General features: G+C 45.5%; 24 protein-coding genes. 11 read left to right on the top strand and 13 right to left on the bottom strand.

Annotation, left to right across the window (positions count from 1 at the left end; translation table 11 throughout):
• The first annotated feature begins 44 nt into the window (after window positions 1-44).
• The 3 genes from R7E47_RS00365 (at window position 45) to R7E47_RS00355 (ending at window position 2,810) form a co-directional block, all read left to right on the top strand.
• Complete coding sequence (locus tag R7E47_RS00365; RefSeq protein WP_085569478.1) at window positions 45-1,412, top strand: AlkA N-terminal domain-containing protein; 1,368 nt, start codon at window positions 45-47, stop codon at window positions 1,410-1,412.
• Window positions 1,409-1,891: a methylated-DNA--[protein]-cysteine S-methyltransferase gene (locus R7E47_RS00360; protein WP_005374431.1), complete on the top strand. Its 483-nt coding sequence runs from the start codon at window positions 1,409-1,411 to the stop codon at window positions 1,889-1,891. Before R7E47_RS00365 ends, R7E47_RS00360 begins: the two co-directional genes overlap by 4 nt.
• A 100-nt stretch (window positions 1,892-1,991) precedes the next feature.
• Window positions 1,992-2,810 carry a hypothetical protein gene (locus R7E47_RS00355; RefSeq protein ID WP_318083501.1) on the top strand — a complete coding sequence of 273 codons (819 nt, stop codon included), beginning with the start codon at window positions 1,992-1,994 and terminating at the stop codon, window positions 2,808-2,810.
• A gap of 71 nt (window positions 2,811-2,881) precedes the next feature.
• Here R7E47_RS00355 and R7E47_RS00350 read toward each other — a convergent pair whose 3' ends face one another.
• Window positions 2,882-3,490 (bottom strand): YitT family protein, encoded by a 609-nt coding sequence (locus R7E47_RS00350; protein ID WP_005374427.1) that lies wholly within the window; start codon window positions 3,488-3,490, stop codon window positions 2,882-2,884.
• Window positions 3,491-3,691: 201 nt separating this feature from the next.
• On the opposite strand from R7E47_RS00350, the gene R7E47_RS00345 reads away from it, so the two are divergent.
• Complete coding sequence (locus tag R7E47_RS00345; protein ID WP_053308033.1) at window positions 3,692-4,087, top strand: GFA family protein; 396 nt, start codon at window positions 3,692-3,694, stop codon at window positions 4,085-4,087.
• 37 nt (window positions 4,088-4,124) lie between these two features.
• Here the strand turns inward: R7E47_RS00345 and nhaD are convergent, their stop codons facing one another.
• Window positions 4,125-5,555, bottom strand: a complete 1,431-nt coding sequence (gene nhaD / locus R7E47_RS00340) for a sodium:proton antiporter NhaD (RefSeq protein WP_054576508.1) — start codon at window positions 5,553-5,555, stop codon at window positions 4,125-4,127.
• Window positions 5,556-5,975: 420 nt separating this feature from the next.
• On the bottom strand, window positions 5,976-7,001 hold the full coding sequence (locus R7E47_RS00335; protein ID WP_213965758.1) for an acyltransferase: 1,026 nt from the start codon (window positions 6,999-7,001) through the stop codon (window positions 5,976-5,978).
• A 250-nt stretch (window positions 7,002-7,251) separates the two neighbouring features.
• Here R7E47_RS00335 and R7E47_RS00330 point away from each other — a divergent pair, with 250 nt between their 5' ends.
• Window positions 7,252-7,842, top strand: coding sequence for a TetR/AcrR family transcriptional regulator (locus R7E47_RS00330; RefSeq protein ID WP_005374416.1), 591 nt, complete (start codon window positions 7,252-7,254; stop codon window positions 7,840-7,842).
• A 128-nt stretch (window positions 7,843-7,970) separates the two neighbouring features.
• Window positions 7,971-8,828, top strand: coding sequence for an alpha/beta hydrolase (locus R7E47_RS00325; RefSeq protein ID WP_017633823.1), 858 nt, complete (start codon window positions 7,971-7,973; stop codon window positions 8,826-8,828).
• Between the two features lie 168 nt (window positions 8,829-8,996).
• Here the strand turns inward: R7E47_RS00325 and R7E47_RS00320 are convergent, their stop codons facing one another.
• Together R7E47_RS00320 and R7E47_RS00315 are read right to left on the bottom strand one after the other, a co-directional pair.
• A complete protein-coding gene (locus tag R7E47_RS00320) occupies window positions 8,997-11,543 on the bottom strand; it encodes a glycosyl hydrolase family 18 protein (protein ID WP_318083500.1) in 2,547 nt (848 codons plus the stop codon).
• 369 nt (window positions 11,544-11,912) lie between these two features.
• Window positions 11,913-12,416 (bottom strand): DUF2850 domain-containing protein, encoded by a 504-nt coding sequence (locus R7E47_RS00315; protein ID WP_005374408.1) that lies wholly within the window; start codon window positions 12,414-12,416, stop codon window positions 11,913-11,915.
• 328 nt (window positions 12,417-12,744) lie between these two features.
• On the opposite strand from R7E47_RS00315, the gene R7E47_RS00310 reads away from it, so the two are divergent.
• Complete coding sequence (locus R7E47_RS00310) at window positions 12,745-13,029, top strand: pyrimidine/purine nucleoside phosphorylase (RefSeq protein WP_005383244.1); 285 nt, start codon at window positions 12,745-12,747, stop codon at window positions 13,027-13,029.
• Between the two features lie 132 nt (window positions 13,030-13,161).
• Complete coding sequence (locus tag R7E47_RS00305) at window positions 13,162-13,443, top strand: hypothetical protein (protein ID WP_154204117.1); 282 nt, start codon at window positions 13,162-13,164, stop codon at window positions 13,441-13,443.
• A gap of 3 nt (window positions 13,444-13,446) precedes the next feature.
• Here the strand turns inward: R7E47_RS00305 and R7E47_RS00300 are convergent, their stop codons facing one another.
• Entirely contained in the window at window positions 13,447-14,595 is a 1,149-nt protein-coding gene (locus tag R7E47_RS00300; RefSeq protein ID WP_053308037.1) for a GGDEF domain-containing protein, read from the bottom strand.
• Window positions 14,596-15,102: 507 nt separating this feature from the next.
• On the opposite strand from R7E47_RS00300, the gene R7E47_RS00295 reads away from it, so the two are divergent.
• Window positions 15,103-16,443 carry an MATE family efflux transporter gene (locus tag R7E47_RS00295; RefSeq protein ID WP_258487762.1) on the top strand — a complete coding sequence of 447 codons (1,341 nt, stop codon included), beginning with the start codon at window positions 15,103-15,105 and terminating at the stop codon, window positions 16,441-16,443.
• A gap of 97 nt (window positions 16,444-16,540) precedes the next feature.
• Here the strand turns inward: R7E47_RS00295 and R7E47_RS00290 are convergent, their stop codons facing one another.
• The 3 genes from R7E47_RS00290 to R7E47_RS00280 all read right to left on the bottom strand — a co-directional run bounded on the left by R7E47_RS00290 (window position 16,541) and on the right by R7E47_RS00280 (window position 19,818).
• A complete protein-coding gene (locus tag R7E47_RS00290; RefSeq protein ID WP_318083499.1) occupies window positions 16,541-18,220 on the bottom strand; it encodes an RluA family pseudouridine synthase in 1,680 nt (559 codons plus the stop codon).
• A gap of 117 nt (window positions 18,221-18,337) precedes the next feature.
• On the bottom strand, window positions 18,338-18,958 hold the full coding sequence (locus tag R7E47_RS00285) for a DsbA family protein (protein WP_318083497.1): 621 nt from the start codon (window positions 18,956-18,958) through the stop codon (window positions 18,338-18,340).
• Entirely contained in the window at window positions 18,952-19,818 is an 867-nt protein-coding gene (locus tag R7E47_RS00280) for an MBL fold metallo-hydrolase (RefSeq protein ID WP_318083496.1), read from the bottom strand. The genes R7E47_RS00285 and R7E47_RS00280 overlap by 7 nt, the downstream gene beginning before the upstream one ends.
• 126 nt (window positions 19,819-19,944) lie before the next feature.
• Between R7E47_RS00280 and R7E47_RS00275 the strand changes: the two genes are divergently transcribed.
• Together R7E47_RS00275 and R7E47_RS00270 are read left to right on the top strand one after the other, a co-directional pair.
• Window positions 19,945-20,832: a LysR family transcriptional regulator gene (locus R7E47_RS00275; protein WP_005383264.1), complete on the top strand. Its 888-nt coding sequence runs from the start codon at window positions 19,945-19,947 to the stop codon at window positions 20,830-20,832.
• A gap of 95 nt (window positions 20,833-20,927) precedes the next feature.
• Complete coding sequence (locus R7E47_RS00270) at window positions 20,928-21,731, top strand: Cof-type HAD-IIB family hydrolase (protein ID WP_017633831.1); 804 nt, start codon at window positions 20,928-20,930, stop codon at window positions 21,729-21,731.
• A 109-nt stretch (window positions 21,732-21,840) separates the two neighbouring features.
• On the opposite strand, the gene R7E47_RS00265 is transcribed toward R7E47_RS00270, so the two are convergent.
• From R7E47_RS00265 to fghA, 4 genes are all read right to left on the bottom strand, one after another.
• Window positions 21,841-22,230 carry a hypothetical protein gene (locus R7E47_RS00265; protein WP_017633832.1) on the bottom strand — a complete coding sequence of 130 codons (390 nt, stop codon included), beginning with the start codon at window positions 22,228-22,230 and terminating at the stop codon, window positions 21,841-21,843.
• A 24-nt stretch (window positions 22,231-22,254) separates the two neighbouring features.
• On the bottom strand, window positions 22,255-23,352 hold the full coding sequence (locus tag R7E47_RS00260) for a GGDEF domain-containing protein (RefSeq protein ID WP_005383270.1): 1,098 nt from the start codon (window positions 23,350-23,352) through the stop codon (window positions 22,255-22,257).
• 5 nt (window positions 23,353-23,357) lie between these two features.
• Window positions 23,358-23,813 carry a hypothetical protein gene (locus R7E47_RS00255; RefSeq protein ID WP_005374384.1) on the bottom strand — a complete coding sequence of 152 codons (456 nt, stop codon included), beginning with the start codon at window positions 23,811-23,813 and terminating at the stop codon, window positions 23,358-23,360.
• 444 nt (window positions 23,814-24,257) lie between these two features.
• Window positions 24,258-25,097 (bottom strand): S-formylglutathione hydrolase, encoded by an 840-nt coding sequence (gene fghA / locus R7E47_RS00250; protein ID WP_005374382.1) that lies wholly within the window; start codon window positions 25,095-25,097, stop codon window positions 24,258-24,260.
• Window positions 25,098-25,141: the final 44 nt, after the last annotated feature.

Raw genomic sequence — 25,141 nt, 5'->3', positions numbered from 1 at the left:
CCTATGAACAATAAATGACAAAAGGCATGAGCAAGGAAAGCACTATGTTTATTCACCCCCATACCTCACTGACCTTCGAGCAGTGTCACAAGGCGCGAGTCGCGCGAGACAGTCGTTTTGATGGGCGATTTTATGTGGCGGTAAAAACAACGGGAATCTTTTGTCGTCCGATTTGCCCGGCAAATTTGCCTAAAGAAGAAAATGTTGAGTATTTCGCTGATAAGACGCAAGCCCTTCAAGCAGGGTACCGTCCGTGTTTACGCTGTCGACCTGATAGCGCGCCTGGATCTTGGGCATGGAAAGGTGTCGAGACGACCTTTCAACGAGCGATTTCGTTAATTGATAGAGGGGAGTTGCATCACCATTCGGTGTCTGAGTTGGCTGAGCGTGTTGGGATTTCTGACCGTTACTTACGTATGTTGTTTGAGCAGTATCTAGGTATGTCACCCAAGCAGTATGCGCAATATCAGCAACTAATGTTCGCCAAACAGTTGCTTCACTCCAGCTCTATGTCGGTCACCGACGTGGGGTTTGCGTCAGGTTTTAACAGTACGCGCCGCTTTAACGATGCTTTTCAAAAGTTTCTCAAACTAACGCCTTCTCAAGTACGCCGTAAAGAGTTTGATGGTGCGGGTTGCAATCGAATTGCCTTACCTTATCGAGGTGAGTTGAATTGGTCGCACATGTTGGACTTCTATCGTTTGCGAGCGGTTGAGGGGGTTGAGCTAGTGAGTGATGAGAGTTATCAGCGCAACGTTTTTTTGGATAACAGCAAAGCCTGGTTTAAAGCGACAAAAGGTGAAGGATACTTAGAACTGGCGTTTGAAATTGAAGACGTAACGAAGCTGCAAAACTTGGTGTCTGACATTCGTCGTATGTTCGATCTTGACGCTGATATTTGTACTGTTGAGCAGCATTTGGAGTATGTCGCGCCTGGGCTCGTGTCGAGTAAAGGTATTCGTATTCCTGGTGTATGGAATGCATGGGAAGCAGGGGTTAGAGCGATTTTAGGCCAGCAAGTGTCGGTTAAAGCTGCGATTGGTCAACTTAACTTATTGGTGGCCACACTTAGTGGAGAGTCAGAAAAACGTTTTTTCCCGACTCCCAGTGATATTGCGAACGCCGACGTGAGCTTTTTGCGCATGCCGCAAAGCCGTAAAGAGACGCTAGTGCGCTTCGCCCAGTTTATGCAGGACAACTCAGAAGCTGACCCCCAGCACTGGCTAGCTTTGAAAGGCATTGGACCTTGGACCGTCAGTTATGCTCAACTGCGAGGGCAATCTCAACCCGATTGCTTTCTAGATAAAGACTTAGTGGTGAAAAAGGCGATGCAGCGTTACCCATCACTGAATACGCACACTGCGGCCCCTTGGGGAAGCTACGCGACGTTTCACTTATGGAATCAATCATGAAAACATTTTATACCGAAATGCCGAGTCCACTAGGAACGGTGACTATCCAATCGAACGCTGAGGGCTTACTTGGCATTTGGTTTGAAACATGCACCACTAAGCCGAGTGAGCTGGGGGTGCGAGACGAGCAGCATCCGGTCTTGCGCCAAGCTGTCACCCAACTGGATGAATACTTTGCTGGTCTGCGCAACGAATTCGATTTGCCCCTTGCAGCGACAGGCACTGATTTTCAAAATCAAGTTTGGCAGGCACTAACGACCATTCCATATGGGGAAACGTGGAGCTATCAAGATCTCGCGAATGCGATAGGTAACCCTAAAGCTGTGCGTGCTGTTGGGTTAGCAAACGGGAAGAATCCGATTTCTATCGTGGTGCCTTGTCATCGCGTTATTGGCAAAAGCGGAAAACTGACTGGGTATGCAGGTGGAGTGGAGCGCAAGCAACGTTTGCTCGCGTTGGAGCAAGGTACACCGCTTTAAGTGAGGCGATTCTCGTATTGGGATTAAGCGTGCTACACAGGGGTAACGATAGTGTAGAGTTTCATAATCGTTATACGAATAGAAGAAGGACAATAAGGACATGCCTTTCAAAACGGATTTTGATGCCTTCATGAGTGAGTGTTGGCAGCATCACGAGGAAAATCCCGAACAAGTTTATGCTAAGCTAGAAACGGCTCTGAGCGAGGTGGAAGACGTTACCCAAATCGAGCGAATATTCGCATTGATGCTGCATACCGCTATTGGGCATCTCCAGTGCCCAGAACAGTTTCTTACTTGTTTAGAGCACTTTGATGAACGCAAGGTTGCCGAGAGTTTGGCATTTCAACGCAGTATTGCCGTTGTGCGCTATTTCGTAGATGGCACTGACAGTATGGAATTATTGGAAGAGCAAGAACAACGCCGAGTTTACGCTTTGATTTCGAATGAACTTTCTGCACTTGTTCAGCTTGAACTGGCGAGTCAATGGTTGGTGAAGGCAGCGTTAGGAATGACGCCGAACGATGCAGAAGGGCCATTAGCGCGCGCTATCGCGATCACTGCAAACAACTTAGCATGTCAGTACGAAGCGCTGGCTGAGCGCACGTGCATGGAAAAATCGAAGATGTTAGAAGCAGCGACACTCGCGCTAGACTATTGGAAAGTGGCAGCGGGTTGGATGCAAGAAGAGCGCGCAGAGTATCGCTTAGCGATGAGCTTGCTTAAAGCGGATAAACCGCAAGAAGCCAAAGTGCATGCTGAGCGCTGTGAGGCTATTTGTCAGCAAAATGGTAGCGACGCGTTTGAGCTGTTCCACGCACATAACTTGTTGATGCAAGTACACTTCCATCTTAGCCAGAAATATAAAGCTAAATTGGATGAAGAGATGCAGCAGCACTGCAAAACGAGCTCGTTGACGTGATCTTAGCGTTGAATGAAAAAGCCCCGAGCGACTGGCTGGGGGCTTTAGGGTTGTTGACTATGCAGCGATGATTATGCTGCTTGCGCTTTTGCTTGGTATCGTCCTGGTTTATGGTTCATCGCCAAAATCAAGTTCGTTGCGATGGCACCTAGAACAGATAGAGCGATAAGGTGCACATCTACAATGAACAGTGACATCACCACGATGGCACAATCTAACGCCATTTGAACTTTACCCGCTCGAACTCCAAAACGTTCCTGAAGGTACAACGCTAGAATGTTAAAGCCACCCAAACTCATTTTGTGACGGAAAATTACCAACATACCGATTCCAATCAGCCCACCACCCAAAAGTGCCGCATAGAAAGGTTCGATTCGTGAAATCTCAATCACATGATGCAGATGATCGACCGCAAAAGAGACAATCGAAACCGCAATAAAGGTATTGATAGTGAAGCGCCAACCCATGCGCATCACAGATAAAATATAAAAAGGGAGGTTAAGAGCGAAAAATATCTGACCAAAACTGAAGTCACTCACTTTGGTTAGGAAGATCGCCAAACCAGCCGTACCGCCAGTGAGCAATCCTACTTTGCTAAAAAATATCACCCCAAGTGACACCAACGCACTGCCGAGCGTCAGAGCCAAGAGGTTCTCTCTTAGGCTATGATCTTTGTCCATAAATTAATTTCCTTGGTTTAAAAACCGCGCCGGAGATAATACGTCTCACGGACGCGATAGACAGTCGCCAAAATAGCAACTAACAAATCGGCCAATAAAATGTCGCGAAAAGTGATGGATGTCGAGTTTTTGGACGAGATTATGATGATATTAACCTGTTTAACATAATGTACACAGATAGAAAAACAACAAGGAAAAGTTATGATTAAGAAAGTTGGCAACACCCAAATCAACACATTACATCGACTGAGTTGCCACTGTGGAAAAGTTGAGTTGGAACTGGCGTTACCCAATGGTATTGAGAAACCGAGACGGTGTGACTGTTCTATGTGTCGACGTCGTGGCGCGATTGTCGCATCTGTACCTTTGAACGGTATTCGTATTATGCAAGGCGAAGACGTCTTGAAGCAGTATCAATTTAATACACACACTGCGAAGCACTTTTTCTGTGGCGAGTGCGGTATTTATACGCACCATCAGCGTCGTTCTGACCCGAGTGAGTATGGCTATAATGTCGGCTGCTTAGAGGGCGTCAACCCATATGAGTTGGGAGCGATTGAAGTGATGGATGGCGTTAACCATCCATCCGACCGCTAGGTTGTGTTGCAAGTTAAGCACCTGATTGTCGGTGCTTTTAAGTAAATAAACCGCTATTCATCCACAAGTGTACCGCAATACTGGCGGCATAACCCAAGGCGATGACGGGAGCCCACTTTAGGTGGCCAAAGAAGGTGTATTGTCCACGCGCGGCTCCCATTAAAGCGACGCCTGCCGCGGATCCGATGGAAAGCAAACTGCCCCCGACACCTGCGGTTAATGTGACCAGTAGCCAGTTGCCCATCGACATGCTTGGTTCCATGGTCAGTACAGCAAACATAACCGGAATGTTATCGACGATTGCAGATAGGACACCAACCATTACGTTTGCCCAGACTGGGTTCCATTGCGTGTACATGACGTTTGAAACCAGTTCGAGGTAGCCAAGTAAACTTAAACCGCCAACACACATTACAACACCGTAGAAGAACAACAAGGTGTCCCATTCGGCTCGAGACACACGATGAAACACATCAAACGGAACCACTGAGCCTAAGCGCTTCAATGCCTGATCATCGCCATTGGCAATTGCCATAGCTGCTTTTTTTGCGAGTGAGTGTTTGAGAGTTTGGCGCAAAAAATATCCGAAAAACTGTAAGTACGCCAAGCCCATCATCATGCCCATAACGGGTGGGAAGTGCAGCACAGCATGGAAAGAGACTGCGGTGGCAATCGTCAAAATGAACAACGCGACAATACGCCTTGCCCCGCGTTTTAGCTCAACGTGTTGGTGAATCGTATTCGGTTTTGTGTTTGGAACAAACAGTGACATCAAAAATGCGGGAACCAAGTAGTTCACCAATGACGGTACAAACAACGGAATGAACTCAGCAAAGCTGACATGACCGGCCTGCCACACCATCAGGGTTGTAATATCACCAAATGGGCTGAATGCACCGCCAGCGTTGGCTGCGATAACAATGTTGATACAAGCAAGATTGACGAACTTAGGATTATCACCAGAGACTTTCATCACTACAGCGCACATCAAAAGGGCCGTAGTTAAGTTATCGGCAATCGGTGAAATGACAAAAGCGAGAAACCCCGTCAGCCAGAACAACTTTTTGAATCCAAAACCTTTACCAACCATCCACGCCTGTAAGGCATCGAAGAGTTTGCGTTCTTCCATTGCGTTGATGTAAGTCATCGCCACGAGCAAAAACAGCAGCAACTCGGCATATTCCAACAAGTTGTGTTCTAGTGCGGATTTGGCGATTTCAGGCTGGTTGTGCTGAGCAAAGGTGTAGCCAATCAGAATCCAAATTAACCCTGCAGCGAGCAGCACAGGCTTGGATTTTCTCATTTTCAGATACTCTTCCAACATAACCAGTATGTAAGCGAACGAAAAGATAATCAGAGCCGCGTAACCGACACCAGAATTAACAAGATTCAGTTCATTGGTTGATGCAGCAAAGGTGGCGCTAGAGAACAACAAACAGCAGAAAGCCACAATTGGATAGATCGGCATAGACATTTCTCCTTTGTCTGGTTGGAGAAATATTAGCCACAAATGAATGAGTTAGTTGTGAGAGAGCTCGAATTAACAGTAGGAGTTAGGAAATGATAGTGTGCGCCACTATTTTCTGAGTGACGCAATGCTTGCTGCGCCGAATAAAACCGCAGCGGCATATAAACCGTAAGTTAACCAGTGACTAATCTCTAAAAAAGGAACGAGTCCTTGACCTGCCCACATACAGCCTCCGTTTAATGAGCAATGTTGTAATAGTCGAGCCAATTTAAAGGAAATGAACAATGTTTTTTGTGAGTGAAAGCAAATTCTGAAGGATTAGAAAGTCAAAAATTGGTCAGTGAGAGAGAAATCTCATTTTTAACTGGCTAGCTCTAACCCTTTTGAGTTAAAGCTAGCTATATCTAGAGCTGAATGCATTTAGCGTAGGAGCCATTTTTTCAACGGTGAAGCATCAATTGCTTTCACAAGCAGTATGGTTGCAACAATCGTTGCAGGATAGATAAACACATCTTTCGCGAGGTGTTGCAGCCCGATAAATTCAGCGACATTCATCATGACAATTATGATAAGCAGATGGCTAACATATATTCCTAACACGCAAGGAGATAGTTTGAAGACCCAAGGCATGTCGCCAAAATGAGGGTGAGCCAAAAGCCACATAAAGACACCTACAGCCCAGATAACGGTACCGAATAGGAAGTCGTGCGAGTTGAAAGCGATGTCATGTTGCATCAGCCAGTAAGCTTCACCAAAATGCAGTGCCATGCCAAGAATAATGCATCGAACCGTATTGTTTCGCGACCACCGCCACTGCACTTCTCGTGCGAAATAACCTAGAGCAACTAGCAACGTGCTGAAAAAAGGCCCGTTACGAGTAAAGAAAGGCGCTGGCAGGTCGGTAATGGTCGCGTAACTGCCAGCAAAGGCCCCGTATATGTATAGCAATACTGCGGTTGGCAGTATCAGTTGCGCCATATTGATATGCACGAGAAAGGCAATTAACGCTACGGCAATGACCAGAGCCGGAATAAACCACAGATGAACGAGTCCGCCTTCGATGAGTGAATTGATCGGGGTTGACCTTAAGTACCCCCAATAACCTTGCCTTTCGGCGAGATACCCAGCCTCAGCGACCGTCTGCCATTGGAATGGCATCAGTAAACTGATCATGCTCCAAATGAGCCAAACCTTCATTAACGGTTTGGCGTAGTTCTTAAGAGTATCGATAGGTGAATGACTCAACTTCGGCTGGATTAGATAACCCGAGATGAGAAAGAACAGCGGAACAGCAAAACGAGCCAGTTGGTTGAGCATATAGCCAACCCATGGTATCCCATCCCACTGCCAGTACGTCAGTGCCATCTGGCAATGCAAACCCACAATCGCAAGCATTGCAATGATACGTGCAAACTCTAAGCTGGCTATTTTTTGTTTCTTTGCCATTACATTGTTTACCTAAATAAAAAACTTAGGTGAAAATAGCAGGTTGTTGTTGAAGTAATACGTGAAAAAGTCAACAGACTTGCGCTTACATTGAAGCTGTTTCGAAAATTAAGACTTACTTCAAACTTCTTAATTATTAACCTATTAACGCAATCAATACCTGATTCGTGAGTCGAAAATAGCACTGAATAATGGTTAGACCAGTTAACTCTAGATTGCAAAAAAGAACGATCGTGCTAAAAATAAGATTATGCAAAAAGGAAAAGTGACAAAAGAGTTTATTCTGCAGCGGGCTTTTGAGATCGCCAGCGAAGACGGATTAGAAAGTCTTACGATTGGAGAGTTAGCCAAGCAATGCGGTATGTCGAAAAGTGGTCTGTTTGCCCACTTTAATTCGAAGTTGAATTTACAGCTATCGGTGCTTGATCACGCCAATAAAGTGTTCGCTGATCGGGTTATTGAGCCTGCTCGAGAACTCGGGGATGGCAATATCGAGCGTAAAATTCGAGGGTTGCTCGACTCTTGGATGACTTGGAATCACGCATTCCAAGGAAGTTGTATGTTTCTTGACGCTTGGAATGATACGGCAGATAAAGATTGCCCGCTTCAGGCCGGACTGCGTAAATCCATAGACACTTGGCTGAGTTATTTGGAGATCCAAATAGCGAAAGGCAAAGAGAAGCAAGAATTTGCAGCAGACTTAGATACACGCCAAGCAACGTTTGATTTGTACGGTCTCTATTTGAGTGCGCATGTTTTTTACTCAATTAAAGGTGAGCAAGAAAGCTTGCGTCTGTTTTGGCAAGGGATCGACAACTTATTTTCTCGCTGGAAAGGCTAATATCGGTTATTCGCTTCCCAGATTCGTAGACATAAAATCACAAAGAGCGGCTGAGTTCGCTCTTTCTTATCAGCATAAAAAGCACGACCGTTCTATTTTGTGCAAAGCTGATAGTTAAGGACATGATTATGAGTGAAAAAATTTACTTTAATACATCGCAACGTTTCAGTATTAAGCGCAGTTTGGTGAACATTAGTACTCGGTTACACCATACACTGGCCCCGTCACATGCAAAGAAGACCGCGCGCAAGCTTCTTCTGACACCGGCTCGTACGCAACCTAAAAATATTGAACCTCAAGGGCTTATCAAAGGTGAAATTAAAGGGCATGCAGGCATCATCAAAACCTATACTTTGGGCTCTGGACCTATTTGGGTGCTAACTCATGGTTGGTCTGGAACGGCAAGTCAGTTTTATCCACTGATGGAACATATTGCGTCGAAAGGGTTTACTGCTTTGGCGTACGATCATCCGGCACATGGTGAGAGTGAGGGGCAGTATGGGCACATTCCGGGGTTTGTCAGAGGATTAGAAGATGTGTTGGATACGGTCGAGGATATTGTTGGCCTAGTTGGGCACAGCATGGGCACCGCTTCTGCTCTTGAGTGTAGGCACAGTAAATTAGAAAACAAGCCTTTGCTGCTTATTGCTCCGGTATTAAATTACGTAGAGAACTTATTCGGTAGCATTGCACGTTCCGGTTACTCGATGAAGCTTTTTAATGCTGTGGTTTCAGAAGTTGAAGACCAATTTGGTTATCCGTTACAGTCCATTGATCCGATGAAGCGTTTGTCTGAGCGTCCGTCTCACACCATTATTATTCATGATGAGCAAGACAAGTTCACCAAATACAGTGTCTCGGCAAAAGCGGCTGAAGAGATTAAAAACGTTGAGTTAGTGACAACACAAGGTCAGGGGCATGGTCGAGTGATGAAGTGTGAGCAAGTCTTCAGTAGTTTTGACCGTTTGCTCGATAGTGCTTGGTAACCCTTACTTTTACTGATTGACTCGCTCCGTTTTGCGCTAATTCGATTTGAAAGTAACACCTCAGATTTTTTCGTCTCTGGTGTTGCTCTCCTCGTTAAGAGGTTAAATCCAAAAAGGACAGCCGAAGCTGTCCTTTGTTTATTTAGCAGAACGTCTGCAAGGCTGAAATTAGTTACAGTTAGCTACGCCAACTTCTTTCCAAACGCCCCATTCGCCAGATTGGCTAGGATCGTCACCCTGAGTCCACCATTTCGCTTCCCAAGTTTTACCTGCGTGAGTCACTTGGTTACCACCTGTGTACACTGCGCTCGCATCCCATGCGTTGTCACAAGTACCAGGGTTCGGATCGGTTGTGTGCTGTGCAACAACCACTGTCGCGCTTGCCGATGAAGACGCTTTACCGTCGCTCACACTTACAGTGAAGCTTAAGCTTGTGTCTTGCGGGTATTCCGCAGCAGTGAACGTGACTTTAGAGCCTTCAACCGTTGCATTCAGACCTTGAGGTAGAGTCCAGTTGAATGTCAGGGTATCGTTGTCAGCATCGCTAGACGCAGCTGCATCTACAACCACAACGTCACCAGCGTTTGCTGTTGCTGGAGCAACAACTTGCGCTACTGGTGCGTTGTTCACTGGGTCAACAACACCTGCTGGTTTCACTGTTACTACAACGAGGTCAGATGCCGTTGCACCTTCGTTATCAGACACCGTCAGCTTGAAAGTTAATTGCTCTTCAACAGTAACTTCTGCTGCATCAAAGCTTGCTTTCGCTGAGTTTGCACCTGTTAGTGCCACTGCTGTGCCAGATACTTGTTCCCAAGCGTAGCTTGCGATGGTGCCGTCAGAGTCTTTTGACAGGCTGCCATCTAGAACCACATTTGCAGGACCTGTTACCGATTGATCTGCGCCAGCGGCTGCGGTTGGTTTACGGTTTGGTTGAGGTACCACACCACCGGCCATACCTTCGTGCATCGCGTTTAGAATGTCACCGTTATCCGCGTCAATTTCCCAAGAGAATAGACCAGCAAGACCAAGAGACTTCGCATAGCTACCTTTTGCTAGCACTGAACGGTGGTCATCAAATGTGATCAACTCGCCCGTAGTACGGTTCCATACCCATGGTGCTTCTGCTTGTGCATCGTAGCCGTACTCGAAGCCGTTAATGCCAGTGTTGTTTGCACCTAACATGAATGACTTAATGCCTTTGTAGTCAATTACGCCATCTTCCCAAACACCTTGTGCTGTGCTGCCCTTCAGTTTACCTGTAGCAGTACCTGTCATTGGGTCGTTTGGATCGGTTAGCGTATCTGGAGTTACGCCTTCCCAGCCACGACCGTACATTGCTGTACCAAGTACTAGCTTGTTCGCAGGAACGCCTTGAGCAAGAAGAAGTTGGATGCCGTTATCTGCTGTGTAAGCAGGACCTTTGTACGGTTCGCCGTTCTCATCAACGCCACTACCGTCACACTGACCAGGACGCATGAATGAACCACAGTAAAGCGCAGTTTGGTGACCAGGAACGTTATTCCAACCACCGTAGAAGTCGTAAGTCATTGCGAAGATGTAATCCATGTACTGAACTGCATCTGCGTAGTCTACGTCTTCAATCTTGTCGTAACCGACACCGATAGCGGACGTTAGCTCGTAAGTACGGCCTGTCTCAGCTTCTAATTCATCAAGCATTACGCGCAGTTCACGCATCAGTGCGATGTATGCTGGGCCATCGTTTACAGGGTCGCCCTTATCGGCTGCTGCACCGCCGCCGCCAGGGAATTCCCAGTCGATGTCAACACCGTCGTAGAATTTCCAAGTTTTCAGGAACTTCTTAACTGATGCGACGAATGTGTCACGGTTTTTCTTGTCCACGAAATCGAAGAATGGGTCAGACAGTGTCCAACCACCGATCGATGGGATGATTTTTAGATCAGGGTTACGTTGTTTCAATGCCATTAGCATTGCGTAGTTACCCTTGATAGGCGTGCTGTATTCATGACCAGCTTGTGGGAAGCTCTTCTGATAAGCAGCCCAAGGGTCATGGATAACGACTTCATAATCAGGCACACCTGTACAAGCAGTTTGTAGCGCGTTGAAACTGTTGCCGCCAACAGACTTCACAGACTCATTTGGGCCACAAATTGGGATAAAACCGTAAAGGATGTGAGTCAAGTTGTCGACCGGCATATTATCGACTGTGTAGTCACGGCCATAGATGCCCCATTCAACAAAATACGTACCCATCACGACGCTTGGATCGGTATTGTAGGTTTTGTTGTTTGGATCAACATTCATCGTTAGTGGCTTCAGGTGAGAACCATCGGTATCTGCAATTGTGATTTCAGCTGGTGCGCTTTTCGCACAACCTGTCGCATCACATGCTTCGATTTCCATTTGGTATAAGCCACCTTGGCCGTATTCAAACGAAGCTGTCGTTTGGCTACCAGTGATAGGGCCGCTTGCTACTTTTACACCATCAAAATAGACGTTGTAAGTGTCACCAGGTGTGCCACTCCACTGGTTAAATTTAACAGTGATCTTCGCTTGCTCATGGTATTTCACCATGTCGTAGTAGCCTGACGTGGTTTCCATCGCGAGTTCAATTTTAGAAAACTGAAGGTTGTTGGAACCGTACATATCGATACTTGGTGCGGTTGGAGCCGCAACTGCAGCACCTGATAGCGCTAAAGCAACTCCAGCTGCACATAGGTTAAATCGAATCATAACTTCTCTCTCAATCCTTGGATTCATGTTCTACCTCGAACATAGGCTGCTCTTGCACCAGATAAGATGATTGGATTTACTCCACGTGCAAAAGCATCACACTCAGCATTTCAGAGAGTTTTTTTTCGTCAAAAAAAATTAAGACGGTTTTCGAGGCACTTGAGAGAACTTAACTAAAACTCGCACTCTGTTACACAGAAAGTGTCAGACTGAGTCAATAATTTATAAAATCTCAGCAGAAACTAAAATTATTGTTTACTCAGTAACGAGTTAGTTAAATGCGATGAAGGCCTTATTTTGTTGTTTATTAAGGTTTTGTTTCATTGATATAGAAAGAGAATTGAAAGGAAAAATAGCCGTGAAGACGTACTAGTCACGGCTGAAGTGTTCACTCAACGCGGCACGACGTTTAGAGGCTGCGCCGGTTTCTGAGCCCTGAACGGTATGCTCAAATCCTTTACGAATGAATCGCTGATCTGGAATAAGAGGCTCAATACGGCGTATTTGAGGTGAAAGATGAGAGCCCGAGATCTGATACGCGGTCTTTCCTAATCCGGTATTCAACGTGATGACCTTGCCATCGAATTCAAATTCCGTCGTAATAAGTCGATGGTTTCGGTATACCCCATCTTCAGTGAAAACGAGACGTTCTGTTTGGTAGGGTGGCGCGCCAATCTCAATCCATTCGCCGTACACCTTTTCCGGATCAATGTGGTCTTGATAGGAGAGGTGGATTTGATAGCCAAAAAACGTCAACAGACCCATCCCGAAGCAGACAAATGTACTCTTGAGGATTTTGGATTGGTGGCGAGCCAAAAATGAAAGTTTTGGTTCTTGTCGTGCTTTTCGCCTTCGGCGAGTCGAGTCCGTCATAGATCTAATTTTCTCCACTTTTTTAACATGGTGGAAACCTTCCTTTTTAAAAACAAACAATCCCGCCATTGAGACGACGAAACTATGATCTAATGTCCACTTTTACATTCAGATACACATCTTATTGATGGTTTTGTTGTTTGCTCACATTCATTACTTCGCAGGTTTTCTTGCTCGGTTTAGGTCGCCTGATTAATCCTCGCGAAAAGAGGTTCTCGCTCAGTAGCAAAGGATGTGCGTTACTACGTTGAGTTTAATGGCTTTCAAAGCTTGAGTAACGGAAAGAAACAAGGTAAAAAAGAGCGGACTTTTGATAAGGAAACCAATAATGAATATTAAGGAAAATAGCTATTTTGCTGGTAGTGTAAAATCACTAGGCTTTAACCAGAAAGATCAGGATGTTAGCGTTGGTGTGATGCTTCCTGGTGAGTACACGTTTGGTACTCAAGCACCAGAGCGTATGACGGTTGTAAAAGGTGCGCTTGTGGTCAAGCGTGTTGGCGAGAGCGATTGGACGACTTATCAAAGTGGTGAGTTTTTTGAAGTGGAAGGTAATTCTTCATTTGAGCTTCAAGTGAAAGAAGCGACTGCGTATTTATGTGAGTACTTCTAGCGTTCATTTGTTGCTCGTCATAAAACCACCTTCGGGTGGTTTTTTCGTCTATGTGCTTCACTTATAACGCATCTTTTTGGTTATTTGGGTATATACTTAATAAAAATGTACCCATCGACCAGGGAGGAAGTGATGGCAGTACAACGCAAGCATTCTGATCTCCCTCCTCGTTACGAGGATAAAGATCTCACCAATGAGCAAAGACAGCGCTTTACCGAAGTTGCCAACGCCGCTCATAAGAGACGTGAATTTTATCGACGTGCTCTAGGGAAGAGCTTAATGGGCAAAATGAAGGGCCGTGCGTTTAAAGATCAACCCACTCGTCAGCAAGACAAGCCGAACAGAACGTTGCAAGTAGTGTGGTTAATCGTATTCCTCGTTGTGGGGCTTTGGGTGATGCATGTGTTCGCTTAGTCATTAGCAAGCTTCTGGTACCGCTGGTGCATCAGATGTTGACTGTTCTTCCGTATTGCAGTGCTCATAAAAGGCGTACTGGTTTTTACCAGTATGTTTAGCTGCGTACATTGCTTTATCTGCACATCGAGTCAATTCAGACAAATCCTTTGCATCTTGCTTATAGATAGCAGCACCTACACTCATCGTTAACTCGTTAATCATATCGTAGCTTCGGTAACCTGTCGGAAACAGATTTACGATCCGTTTTAGGATGCTGTCGAGGTCATCTTTACTTTTTACATCGTAAAGCATGATTACAAACTCGTCGCCCGCAAATCGAGCGATGGAGTAGTCGTGTTTATCTGTTTTTCTGTCTTTGTTGCGAATGTTATTTTTTAATCGAGTGGCGAAGGCTTGAAGTACTTGGTCACCAATATCGTGCCCGTAGGTGTCGTTGATGTGCTTGAAGTTATCGATATCGAGAAAAACCAAGGCGGTGATGCTGTCATCAGATGAGTGCTTGATTTCATCGAGCTTTGCGCGCGCCCAAGTCTCAAAGCTCCAGCGATTGGCAAGCCCAGTGAGCTGGTCAAAATATGCTAACTCCTCAATCCCCTCGCGATACAGTGTTTGAATGTAATTGAGGACTTTCGTGTAGTAATACGAGAACGTGTGACACACAAACGCGGTCGCTATCAGGGTCAGCATCAATCTCCGCTCTATGATTTCTGTGGCTGCTGGCAGTCGATCTAAAAAAGCGACCCCAAAAAAGATCAGTAAAATGTAGGTGCCACTGAACAACAGACCGACCTTAAACTCATTAATTAATACCAGAGTGGCGACAATAGGATATAGCCATAACATTTTGCCTGACGGAGCGTCGTTATACAGAAGTAACAATAACCCTTCGAACATTAAGACAGCACTTAGCCATAAGTCGGCGTATTGATGGTGCCGCTGGACTTTTATTACATAACTGATTGCTAAGCATGCCAAGGCACACAAAGCATGGAAAAAGCTTAAACCCCAGTTATTCTCAAGTGATTGAGCAATGGAACCATAAGTTAAACAGGCAGCGGCGATACTGGAGCATAAAAAGACAATTTTCTTTTTTCTTGTTGAGCGGATGTCCGCCATTTCTTCTAAGCGCGCCCCAGCCAATGTCGACATTACGTATCCTTGCTTAATTAACGTGTACGCTTATTCTAGGCGGTATTTTCGCGATAAATAGAACAACAAAGTTTCCAAATGTGATATCAGTCATTTTTAGTGCAAAGCCATCAGTGTGATTTGGTGCGAGTGTTCAAAGAGGAATGGTGGCGCATGCAGGTTTTCATGACGGTTCTTCATGGCTCTATATGGTTGGACTGATAATTCAAAGTAATGCATTTAGTTAGACATATTTCTATTGATTATCCTGATTCTGTTCGGTGCTCGTTGATTGAGAGTATTGTTCACCAATCTCTGCTCTACGTATCGTCAAGGCATATGTCGTTTCGAAAATGCATTAGAAATATTTTTCCGAAACAGGGCGAAATATTGTTGTCGTTATGACCAATATGCGACTAGAATCCGCGCTAAATCACAACCTCATATCGAGCTTCGTTCGAGTCACTATTTTTAAACTGCTTCACAAATATTGTGAGGCAGTTTTTAGTTGTAGGAAAGGTTACAAGCATGCCTAAAAGCCAAAACATCAACCAACGAATGTCCATCGTGGCATTAGCTTGGCCAATTCTTGTCGAAATTTTGCTACGGACGGCTTTAGGAACCAGTGACGTGTTCATGCTGAGTGGCTACTCAGACAAAGCCGTATCCGCTGTTGGTGTGATCACGCAGATTACCTTCTTTTTAATCATCGTTTCGACCTTTGTCAGTAGCGGTACGGGGATTTTGATTGCCCAATACAATGGCGCTGGGCGCGAGCAAGAGTCAGTGAGCGTTGGTGTAGCGAGTATTGCGTTGTCTGTGCTCGTCGGTGTGCTATTGAGTGTGATTGCCGTGCTTGGTGCGATATATCTACTCCCGTATTACGGCTTGGAAGCGCAAGTCGAGCAGTACGCTCATGAATATCTGCTGATAAGCGGTGCGATGACGTTTAACGTTACGATTGGCGTTGTTTTTACAACTATTCTGCGTAGTCATGGTTATTCACGTTCCCCAATGGTGGTGAATTTGATCTCGGGTGTGTTCAACATCATTGGTAACTATATTGCGCTTTACCAGCCATTCGGTTTACCTGTGTATGGTGTGCAAGGTGTAGCAATAGCAACCGTCGTCAGCCAAGTCATCGGTACGTTAATGTTATGGTTTATTCTCGCTCGCAGTAGCATTGAACTACCAATGTCGACCATGAAACAAGTGCCCGTAGAGATTTACAAAAAGATCTTAAAAATCGGCGGCATGAACGCGGGTGAAGTGCTGTCTTACAACGTGGCGCAAATCTGCATTGTGTATTTTGTGGTGCAAATGGGGACGGCATCGTTAGCGGCTTTCACTTATGCGCAAAACATTGCCCGTTTCTCGTTTGCTTTCGCGCTGGCAATTGGTCAGGCAGCGCAAATTCAGACCGGTTACTACATCGGTAAAGGTTGGGTGAGTAGCATTTTAAAACGCGTACAAATCTACTTCTTAGTGGGGTTTGTGGCATCAACGGCGGCAACCACACTGATTTACCTGTTTAGAGAAGAGATTCTAAGCGTGTTTACCGATCAACCGGAAATACTCGCATTGGCAAGTTCGTTAGTCATGGGCTCAATTTTGCTCGAAGCTGGACGTGTGTTTAACCTGATTTTTATCGCGGGGCTCAAAGGCGCGGGTGACATCAAGTTCCCAGTGCAAATGGGGATTTTGAGTATGTGGGGATTAGGCGTGCTTTTCTCTTACATCTTTGGCATCCACTTGGGTTATGGCGTTTTAGGGGCTTGGATGGCAATCGCACTCGATGAATGGGTACGTGGTATCATCATGGCAAGACGTTGGCGCTCTCAGGTGTGGACCAAGTTTAAGGTGAGCTAACGGTTTTCGGTATTGCGCATCACGCTTATTCTGTTGTTAGAAAACAAAAAAGGCACTGTTAGTCAGTGCCTTTTTGTTATTTAAAATCGGGAAGACGTTAGAATTCGCACTCAGCTTGGAACACCATACGCTCTTTGCTGTATGGATGATCCAGCTCTAGCATCTCAGCATGCAGGTGTAAGCGATTCGATTTTTCGCCGTATAAACCATCACCAACCATCGGCATGTTTAACCCCATGTGATGAGCACTGTGTACACGTAGTTGGTGAGTTCGGCCGGTTTTCGGATACATATATACCTTGCTGCGTCCATCTTTGACTTCAATCAGTTGCCAGTAGGTTTCTGCATGTTTCCCGTGTTCAAAACACACCAGTTGACGTGGGCGGTCGTCTGGGTCACCACGCATTGGCAGTGAAATTTCCCCTTCAGGCTCGTTTAATACGCCTTCGAGCAGTGCCATATAACGTTTTTGTACGCCGCGAGCCATAAACTGTTTTTGCAGACTTTTGTTCGCGCGCTTAGTTAAGGCAAACACCAAAATGCCAGAGGTCGCCATGTCGAGACGATGAATCACAAACGGCCCTTCCACATCAGGGTACATCGCTTGTAGGCGCGTATAAGCAGAGTCCTTGATAGTTTTACCAGGCACTGAAAGTAAGCCCGAGGGCTTGTTGACGACGACCATAGCGTCGTCTTGGTAGATTATCTCTAGTTCTTTGTCTTCTGCCCAATTCTCCGCCAATGGGTTAGGTTCGACATCCAGCCCTTGCATCATATGGCCCAAAATCGGCTGACATTTGCTGTTGCACGATGGGTAGAATTTTTTGTGTTGGCGAACTTCAGACTTTGGCGACACACCCCACCAAAATTCTGCCAGCGCCAGCGGTTTGAATCCGTGTTTAAACGCGTATTGAAGCAGTTTTGGCGCAGCACATTCCCCCGCACCTGCTGGTGGGATTGGGTTTGTGGTGTCCGCAAAAATGTCCACCAAGTCGCGTGCTTCGCCATGGTTGTTTAGGAAGCGGTATTGTTTATGCAATTTGTGCTGCAAAGCGTTGGAGAGTGTCTTGCGCTGCTCTTTCAGATGAGCAAGTTGCTGCTCTAACTCGGCCAATCGCGCTTCTTTGATTGCAAGCTTTTCATCCCACGCTTGCTTTAAGTATTTGAGAACGTTTTTCTCGGCGACACTTTGCTTACCCAACTCATCCAACAAGATTTTGAGATCATCGGCATTGAGTGTTTGCTCGCCCTGTTGACGCTGTCGTTTGCGAGCGGCGCGGCCGTCAATCATCACTTGGCGCTGTGTTTGCTCTTCTTGTTGATAAGCGGCTCGGTCGGCTTGTATTTGCGCTTTAAGATCTGCCAATTCCGGATTCGCGGCACAGGTTTTGTACTCCGCATTGGCGGCGTTGATGGCATCCGTTTCTGCGCGGAAGAAGCCTTCATCGGTCAGCATGTCGTACACAGGAGGGACAAATCCTGGAATCAAGTTTTGGTCAGCAATTTTGCCAGAAAACGCACTTAAAAAGCCGAGCTCGCCTTGAGGGCTTTTTACCAGCAATACGCCAAACATTTTGCCTCGCCCCGTTTCTTCATTAACCAAACCAAAATCGTGTTCGAAGTCGGTTTGCGCTAATAAATGCTGTTGCAATTGCTTTGCGGCTATAACGCAAAGAGGATGCGGCGTGTAGTAGAACGGAAACGTAAACTGCGTTGGTAATTCATAATCAGAAGTATCAGCAGTAAAACGAGTAAAACAATGTTCAGGCGAGTGCATGGTGGGTATCCGCGCGAGTAAAAATTCGAGCGAGGATTGTACCTGTTTGAGTCAGGATTGCCATGTCGGTGTTGGCACTCGCTCTTGGATTAAGGACAAGAGCGAGTGGGGAAGAGTTTATTGCAGTTTTCGTAATGCAAGCTTCCACTGTGCCGGTTTGTCGTAGTAGGTCGAGTGCGGCAAGGTCAAGTACTCGCCATTTACTTCTGCAATCAGGGTTGGATAACCACCAACGTGTAACTGTCGCATCAATTGTCGGCTAGAGCGAATTCTCTCATCTAGTTCGGCTTCGCTTAACGCCATGTTTTGCTCCCACGCATCACTTGTTAAACCTAGCGATTCTGCAATGGCTTTGAGCGTCGATGCTTCATTCACTTTTAACCCGAGCTGATAATGCGCAGATTGGATGGCCTTTAGCATGTGCCATGGATTCAGCCCCATTTTCTCCGCACTCAAGATCGCTTGTGTGGGTAGATAAGAATCAAGAACAAACGCATCTTCGCTTTTCACGCGTTGCAGATATGCTTCACCAAACGTTGCTCCGGTTTCGGTTGCGATACGAGCGTCACTGTTGATGATGTGCTGACGAAATTCAGATTCAATCGCGCGTTTCTCAATCATACCGCCGGGATGAAGCTCTACCTTAAATTGAGAGGTGTCCATCAAGGCTTCGATGAGTGGTGATGCCCCGTAGCACCAACCACACATGGGATCGAAGAAGTAATGCACGGTTACCATGACATTTCACCAGTATGCACTTTCGCACCGATTTCTAGCGCGATTGGCAATTGAGCTTCTGGGTATTTCGCAGACATGGTGTCAATGAGTTGAACGCTGTTATTGCTGTGTTTTTTCGCTTGCTGAAAATCCTGCAAGTATTGTTGCGAGTAGCGAATGGTGTCTGCGTTCAGCTTTGTGCCTGCTTTCATGTGACCAGGAATGACTACTTGAGGTTTAAGCGCAAGCATCTCGCTAAGTTGCTGCTCCCAAGCATTGATGGCGGTTTGGTCAGCGGCATCTGCCATCCACAAATGTACGTTTGAGTACACGGCTACGTTACCTAGAATCGCTTTGTTATCTGGAATCCATAGGTAAGGGCGGTGTGCTGATGTGCCATGGTTACCACGAATTTCAATCTTATGACCTTCTAGCTCCAATGATGCTTTATCGTACGCGACAGGGATCACTGGTTTTACCGGTGCGTTTGCGCCAAGCTTTGGTCCCCAGTACGCCAGCTTTCCAGCCAACTTCTCTTTAATAATTTTTTGAACCGCAGGCGTTGTGATGATCTGCGCATCAGGGAACTGTTGGTGTAAGGCCTCTGCGCCAAAGTAGTAGTCTGGGTCCGCTTGGCTGATAAAAATGGTTTTAAGCGTTTTGCCTGAGTCCAGCACTTTAGCGGCAATGCGCATCGCGTCAGCTTTGGTGAAGCCAGTGTCGATAACCATGGCGTCAGTCTCACCGTATACCAAGGTTGAGTTTACGTGGAAGCTGTTACCGTCGGCGTTGTAAACCTCAAGAGTAAGGGGAGAGTGGTTTGCCGCTAGAACAGGGCTTGCCATTAAAATGGATGTAGCAATCAAAGTTAATTTTTTCATAATAAGCTCCTAAAGAGTTTGGGGCCAAGCGACCATGGCTTGGGAACGGGAGCTATATTAGGAAATTGATACGCTCGGAAAAATACACAATAATGTGCATCACTATTTCTTATTTCGATCAAATGTATGGATAGAGTAACGGCAGCAAAAGTATTTGTGGATGTGGTGTATTCTGGCAGTTTTACCGCGACCGCAGAACGGTTAGACATGTCTCGGCCAATGGTGACTCGTTACGTAGAGGCGATGGAGAACTGGTTGCAAACTCGTTTGTTGCACCGCACTACGCGCAAGGTGTCGCTCACCACCGCAGGGGAGCGCAGCTTGCCTCAGATTGAGCGCTGGTTAAAACAGGCCGATACATTAACGTCGAACATTGCCGCTGATGGTGAGCTGTCCGGAAAAATCCGTCTTGCGTCTAGTACTTCATTTGGATTCTCACAGTTGATCCCCGTAGTAAACAGTTTTATGCAAAAGCACCCCAAAGTGCATATCGACATAGATCTGCAAGATTCAGTGAGTGATCTAACCGAACAGCGTATCGATCTGGCGATCCGAATTGCGTCAGATCCCGATCCTTCTTTGATTGGTAAGCCGATTGCGGTGTGCGAATCGGTGTTGGTAGCATCACCGCAATATTTACAAACTCACCACGCGATCGCGCATCCGCGAGATTTATCTTCACACGACTGTTTGGGATACAAAAACTTTGAGCGTCACGTGTGGCATTTGTCTCAGGGCGACCAGTTCGAATCGGTGGGAATTGAGTGTCGCCTAACCAGCAATGAGGCCACGGCGTTATTGCATGGCGCTTTACAAGGCATGGGTATTTCGATGTTGCCAACTTACTTGAGCAATATCTATCTCAAATCGGGTCAGCTTGAGTCGGTGTTGCCGGATTGGAAGCCAAATGATCTCAACATTTACGCGCTGTATTCATCACGTAAACACTTGTCTCCTGCGGTGAGAGCTTTCATCGATCACAGTGAAGATTACTTTAAACAGCATCCTTGGTAATAGCGAAAGGCGTCGTCATCCCGACTTGAGATTCATACAAGATCCTGTACCTTACATGGATATATTTTTCGCAGCGTCATTTAGAGTTTTAGTTAATGTCACAAGTTCGCATCAAATTTATTGCTTCCGATATGGATGGCACATTGCTTGACCAATACGGTCGTTTGGATCCGGAGTTTTTCGATCTGTTTTTGCAACTGGAAGAGCAAGGTATTTTGTTCTCCGCTGCGTCTGGTCGTCAGTATTACAGTCTGCGAGACACGTTCGCGCCAATCAAAGACAGACTGTTGTATGTGGCTGAAAACGGCACCTTAGTGATGTACCAAGACAATGAGCTCTACAGTTGTACCATTCCTAAAGCGGAAGTGTTGGAGATTGTGAAAGCGGCTCGTGAGATTGACGGGGCGAACATCGTATTGTGTGGCAAGCGCTCGGCGTACATCGAAACGCATGATCAGCAATCGCTGGAAGAATTTCAAAAGTACTACCACCGCTGTGAATATGTGCCGGATTTGCTTGAGGTCGAAGACGAGTTTATTAAGGTAGCAATTTGTCACTTTGACGGTTCGGAAGAGCTCCTGTTCCCGACCATGAACGCAAAGTTTGGCGCAACGCATAAAGTCGTGGTGAGTGCAAAAATCTGGCTGGATGTGATGAATGCCGAGGCCTCTAAAGGTGCGGCCATTCAGCACCTTCAAGAGACGATGAATTTTACTCCGGCAGAAACAATGACGTTTGGTGATTACCTCAATGACCTCGAAATGCTGCAAGTCAGTGAGCATTCGTACGCGGTTGCCAACGCGCACGAAGAGATTAAGAAAATTGCTCGTTATTCTGCGCCAAGCAACCAAGAGGCTGGGGTACTCAAAGTGATTAAAGAGAAAGTGTTAGCGAAGTAACGCTCATTTTTTCGATGTTATTTTCTTCTTCACGTAAAAAGCCCCGCAGTGTATGCGGGGCTTTGTTTTTTTTGTGTGTGTGGTGGGAGGGGGTAGTAATGTTCCCGTTTTAGCGTACGTACTTGGCGGTTGCGCTGACTAAAAAGTGTTGCAATTTCCCGTCTGATTTTGGCACCCACAAGTCGTTATGATAATGGTAAATACGGCCATTGATGGTCACAGACAAGGTATTATCACCCGTTTGCTCCATGCGAATAAACTGATCCGAAGTGACCAAAAACGGCTCTTGCTCTTCAATGCTCTGGCCCGTTGCCAATACGAAGTAGCCGAATCGGTTGCCAGCATCCGGATCGGTTGAGTAGATTCGATGTCCAACGAGGCTGTAGTCGTCGTTGAGTGCCTGCTCAAGCGTTTTTTGCCCGATGGTTTCGTGCGATGGAATAAATACCCAAGCCAACACACCTGCCGCAATGACTGCCAGTAGAAGCAGTACTTGCATGAACTTTCTCATCATATATACCGTTTAACGTTGAAATTTCATTTTGTACATGCGCTTATCCGCTATGCTGATAAGAAAGTCAACATTGTCACTGTCTTTAGGGTATTGCGCTAAGCCCATGCTTGTTGAAAGTGTTGAGACTTTATCGGAGTTTAATATTTGTGCATCAAAGACGGTATTTATCTGCTCACGTACGTTCTCTTCATTGAGATGTTCACCTTCAAGGATAACCGCGAACTCATCTCCTCCCATGCGATAAACAGTAAAATCATTGAGTGCCATAGAATTAAGCCGCCTAGCGATTTCCCGCAGTACAGTGTCGCCAACTTGGTGTCCGTGTGTGTCGTTGACTTCTTTAAAACCATTTAAATCTAGAATCCAGAGAGAAAAGGGCCTTTTTTCTTGAGTAAATTTGTTTAGGGTAATGAATAGTGCATTGCGGTTCCCTAGGTTCGTCAAAGGGTCGCTGAGCGCCAATTTTCTATGAAAATGGGATTCACGATAAAAGAAATAAGTTAGAGAGATAATCGACAAAACGAACGTCGCAAACAACATATATTGTGCTTGCATTAAGCGCTGGGTTTGACCTTTTTGTGCTTCATAAGCTTTACTGCTTAGACGGAAGTTTTGATTAACGAAGTCTATTAAGCCTAAATATAGTGTTTGAGTTGAACGATAAAATGCAGCAGCAGCTTGGCTATCACCTGTTCTAGCTTCTACTAGTTGTTTTTCTAGCTCTTTGAACTCTTCAAAAAGGTTAATGAAGTAAAGGTGCATGTTGTTCCGAGAAAAGAACTTATTGGCTTTCGTGCTACTGGTCAATAAGTCAAAGCGACTCCACGCTAACTCGTATTGAAGCTCTGCACCATCAATATTCAATACGTTTTCATCTAACCGTCTGGCCTCGCCGACAAGTTCTGATAGTTCTTTGGAGAGTTGGAATAAAAACCAAGTCGCTTGTTTTTGTTCGTTATTAAAATTTTGTGAGAGTGAACGTGTTTGCTGTAAAAGCACGACATTCGCGAGAAGCAAAGAAACGGCAAACACCACCAGCAGCATTTTGCTGGTGGTAGAATATTGCAATATTCTTTGTTTCTTAGAATAGGGTTCTGATAACTTCATTCTTATTATTTTTCTTTTATTTCATTTACTTGCCATACCATTTGCGCATGATATTTATTGTAGTTTAGCTCTGGATAGAGATTGAGTGGATATATCACCCAGAAAGGGCCTTTATTCCTGACTTTTATGTAATTCTGATCTTGTTGATAAGCCAGTATTGGTTGATATCGAAGAATATCTTGTCGGGACAATGTCGAGTGATAGTCGTTTAAGCTGCTGATATCAACCTGCTCTGGTACCTTTCCATAGACGTGTGTAAGAAGCGTGCTGAGTTTAACGCCTAAAAACTCTGACGAGGCAGGAAGCCAAGGCAATGTCATCGTGTAGCTAGTGGTAGGTAAAGCTTGGATCTCTTCCAGTTCCAGTATGACACTAGGCTGCTGGCTACTACTAAATACGATCGTATTTGCAGACAAGAATGGCGCAACAAAAAACAGACCTAGCGCGACTATCTTTTTCATCATATGCCCTTTTGAGTTTTATTCTTTTTTCTTAGCTAGGACAAAGGTGCTAGCGGTAATTTATTTATAATTATAGAGCCAACCGGATGAGATTTTATAATACGTTATGTTTCAAAAATAACTGTCGGTTTACGTCACGTCAAGGTTATTAAGTTGCTTCTTAATTAAAAGCTCAGAGTATTGGGATGATGGTAGAGTTTCGTAATGATTTCGCGGTATTTAATTGGTTTTTAGTGCAACTTTGTTTCATTTTTAATAAAGATACTGTGTCGGAAATGAGAATTTAATAAGGCGAGAAATGGACGTCGAATTTGTTCTTAAGTTACATTATTTTACATATTTAAATCATCGATATTCAGATATGTATTTGTTAGTACGTAAAGAAAATAAAGTCACCTAGTTTTGGTGACTTTATTTTTTATTTCATGAGCTTACTTAAATTAACTATGCAAACAAATATTTTGCATGGAAGTTGAGGTGCTCTTCAATAAAGCTTGAGATGAAGTAATAGCTATGGTCATAGCCTGGTTGCATTCTCAAGGTTAGGTTTGAATCGTGTATTTTTGCCGCAGCAATCAGCGCTTCCGGTCTAAGCTGCTCATTTAAGAAGCCATCAGCATCACCTTGATCAACCAAAATTGGTAATGGTGATTGTTGTTGTTTTAGAAGTTCACTTGCATCGTATTGCTTCCAGCTTTCAAGCTCCTTGCCTAAGTAAGCAGTAAAGGCTTTTTGTCCCCAAGGGCATTGCATTGGGTTACTGATTGGACTGAACGCTGAAATAGAACGGTACTGTTCTGAATTTTTCAGACCAATGGTGAGCGCTCCGTGGCCGCCCATACTGTGACCGGAAATTGACTTCACGTCAGAGACTGGGAAGTTACTTTCGATGATCGCAGGCAACTCCTCAGTCACATAGTCGTACATACAGTAATGCAGTGACCAAGGTGCTTGCGTCGCATTAAGGTAAAAGCCAGCTCCTTTTCCTAGGTCATAGCTTTCGTCGTCAGCGATACCTTCGCCTCTCGGACTTGTGTCTGGTGCAATGATCGCAATGCCAAGCTCGGCCGCCATACGAAATGCGCCCGCTTTCTGCATAAAGTTCTCATCGGTACACGTTAAACCAGAGAGCCAGTATAGCGCGGGTACGGGATTTGATTTCGTTGCGTTAGGTGGCAAGAATATTGCGAAGCGCATGGTGCAGTTTAGGGCATTGGATTCGTGTGTATATTGCTTGTGCCAACCGCCAAACACTTTGGCTTGGCTTACATTTTCAATGGTCATGAATAAACTCTCTAATTAGCAGAAGGAATTCAGGCTCCCCAAAA

It is taken from the genome of Vibrio sp. Vb1026 (assembly GCF_033338745.1).
In the GTDB taxonomy this organism is placed as follows: Bacteria; Pseudomonadota; Gammaproteobacteria; order Enterobacterales; family Vibrionaceae; genus Vibrio; species Vibrio alginolyticus.
Note: the sequence above shows the minus strand (reverse complement) of the source record. Positions and strands in the feature narration are given on the sequence as shown.

Bases quoted from the DNA above. Each gene is read 5' to 3' on its own strand.
- R7E47_RS00365 (WP_085569478.1), top strand. From the start codon at position 45: ATGTTTATTCACCCCCATACCTCACTGACCTTCGAGCAGTGTCACAAG.
- R7E47_RS00360 (WP_005374431.1), top strand. From the start codon at position 1,409: ATGAAAACATTTTATACCGAAATGCCGAGTCCACTAGGAACGGTGACT.
- R7E47_RS00355 (WP_318083501.1), top strand. From the start codon at position 1,992: ATGCCTTTCAAAACGGATTTTGATGCCTTCATGAGTGAGTGTTGGCAG.
- R7E47_RS00350 (WP_005374427.1), bottom strand. From the start codon at position 3,490: ATGGACAAAGATCATAGCCTAAGAGAGAACCTCTTGGCTCTGACGCTC.
- R7E47_RS00345 (WP_053308033.1), top strand. From the start codon at position 3,692: ATGATTAAGAAAGTTGGCAACACCCAAATCAACACATTACATCGACTG.
- nhaD (WP_054576508.1), bottom strand. From the start codon at position 5,555: ATGCCGATCTATCCAATTGTGGCTTTCTGCTGTTTGTTGTTCTCTAGC.
- R7E47_RS00335 (WP_213965758.1), bottom strand. From the start codon at position 7,001: ATGGCAAAGAAACAAAAAATAGCCAGCTTAGAGTTTGCACGTATCATT.
- R7E47_RS00330 (WP_005374416.1), top strand. From the start codon at position 7,252: ATGCAAAAAGGAAAAGTGACAAAAGAGTTTATTCTGCAGCGGGCTTTT.
- R7E47_RS00325 (WP_017633823.1), top strand. From the start codon at position 7,971: ATGAGTGAAAAAATTTACTTTAATACATCGCAACGTTTCAGTATTAAG.
- R7E47_RS00320 (WP_318083500.1), bottom strand. From the start codon at position 11,543: ATGATTCGATTTAACCTATGTGCAGCTGGAGTTGCTTTAGCGCTATCA.
- R7E47_RS00315 (WP_005374408.1), bottom strand. From the start codon at position 12,416: ATGACGGACTCGACTCGCCGAAGGCGAAAAGCACGACAAGAACCAAAA.
- R7E47_RS00310 (WP_005383244.1), top strand. From the start codon at position 12,745: ATGAATATTAAGGAAAATAGCTATTTTGCTGGTAGTGTAAAATCACTA.
- R7E47_RS00305 (WP_154204117.1), top strand. From the start codon at position 13,162: ATGGCAGTACAACGCAAGCATTCTGATCTCCCTCCTCGTTACGAGGAT.
- R7E47_RS00300 (WP_053308037.1), bottom strand. From the start codon at position 14,595: ATGTCGACATTGGCTGGGGCGCGCTTAGAAGAAATGGCGGACATCCGC.
- R7E47_RS00295 (WP_258487762.1), top strand. From the start codon at position 15,103: ATGCCTAAAAGCCAAAACATCAACCAACGAATGTCCATCGTGGCATTA.
- R7E47_RS00290 (WP_318083499.1), bottom strand. From the start codon at position 18,220: ATGCACTCGCCTGAACATTGTTTTACTCGTTTTACTGCTGATACTTCT.
- R7E47_RS00285 (WP_318083497.1), bottom strand. From the start codon at position 18,958: ATGGTAACCGTGCATTACTTCTTCGATCCCATGTGTGGTTGGTGCTAC.
- R7E47_RS00280 (WP_318083496.1), bottom strand. From the start codon at position 19,818: ATGAAAAAATTAACTTTGATTGCTACATCCATTTTAATGGCAAGCCCT.
- R7E47_RS00275 (WP_005383264.1), top strand. From the start codon at position 19,945: ATGGATAGAGTAACGGCAGCAAAAGTATTTGTGGATGTGGTGTATTCT.
- R7E47_RS00270 (WP_017633831.1), top strand. From the start codon at position 20,928: ATGTCACAAGTTCGCATCAAATTTATTGCTTCCGATATGGATGGCACA.
- R7E47_RS00265 (WP_017633832.1), bottom strand. From the start codon at position 22,230: ATGCAAGTACTGCTTCTACTGGCAGTCATTGCGGCAGGTGTGTTGGCT.
- R7E47_RS00260 (WP_005383270.1), bottom strand. From the start codon at position 23,352: ATGAAGTTATCAGAACCCTATTCTAAGAAACAAAGAATATTGCAATAT.
- R7E47_RS00255 (WP_005374384.1), bottom strand. From the start codon at position 23,813: ATGAAAAAGATAGTCGCGCTAGGTCTGTTTTTTGTTGCGCCATTCTTG.
- fghA (WP_005374382.1), bottom strand. From the start codon at position 25,097: ATGACCATTGAAAATGTAAGCCAAGCCAAAGTGTTTGGCGGTTGGCAC.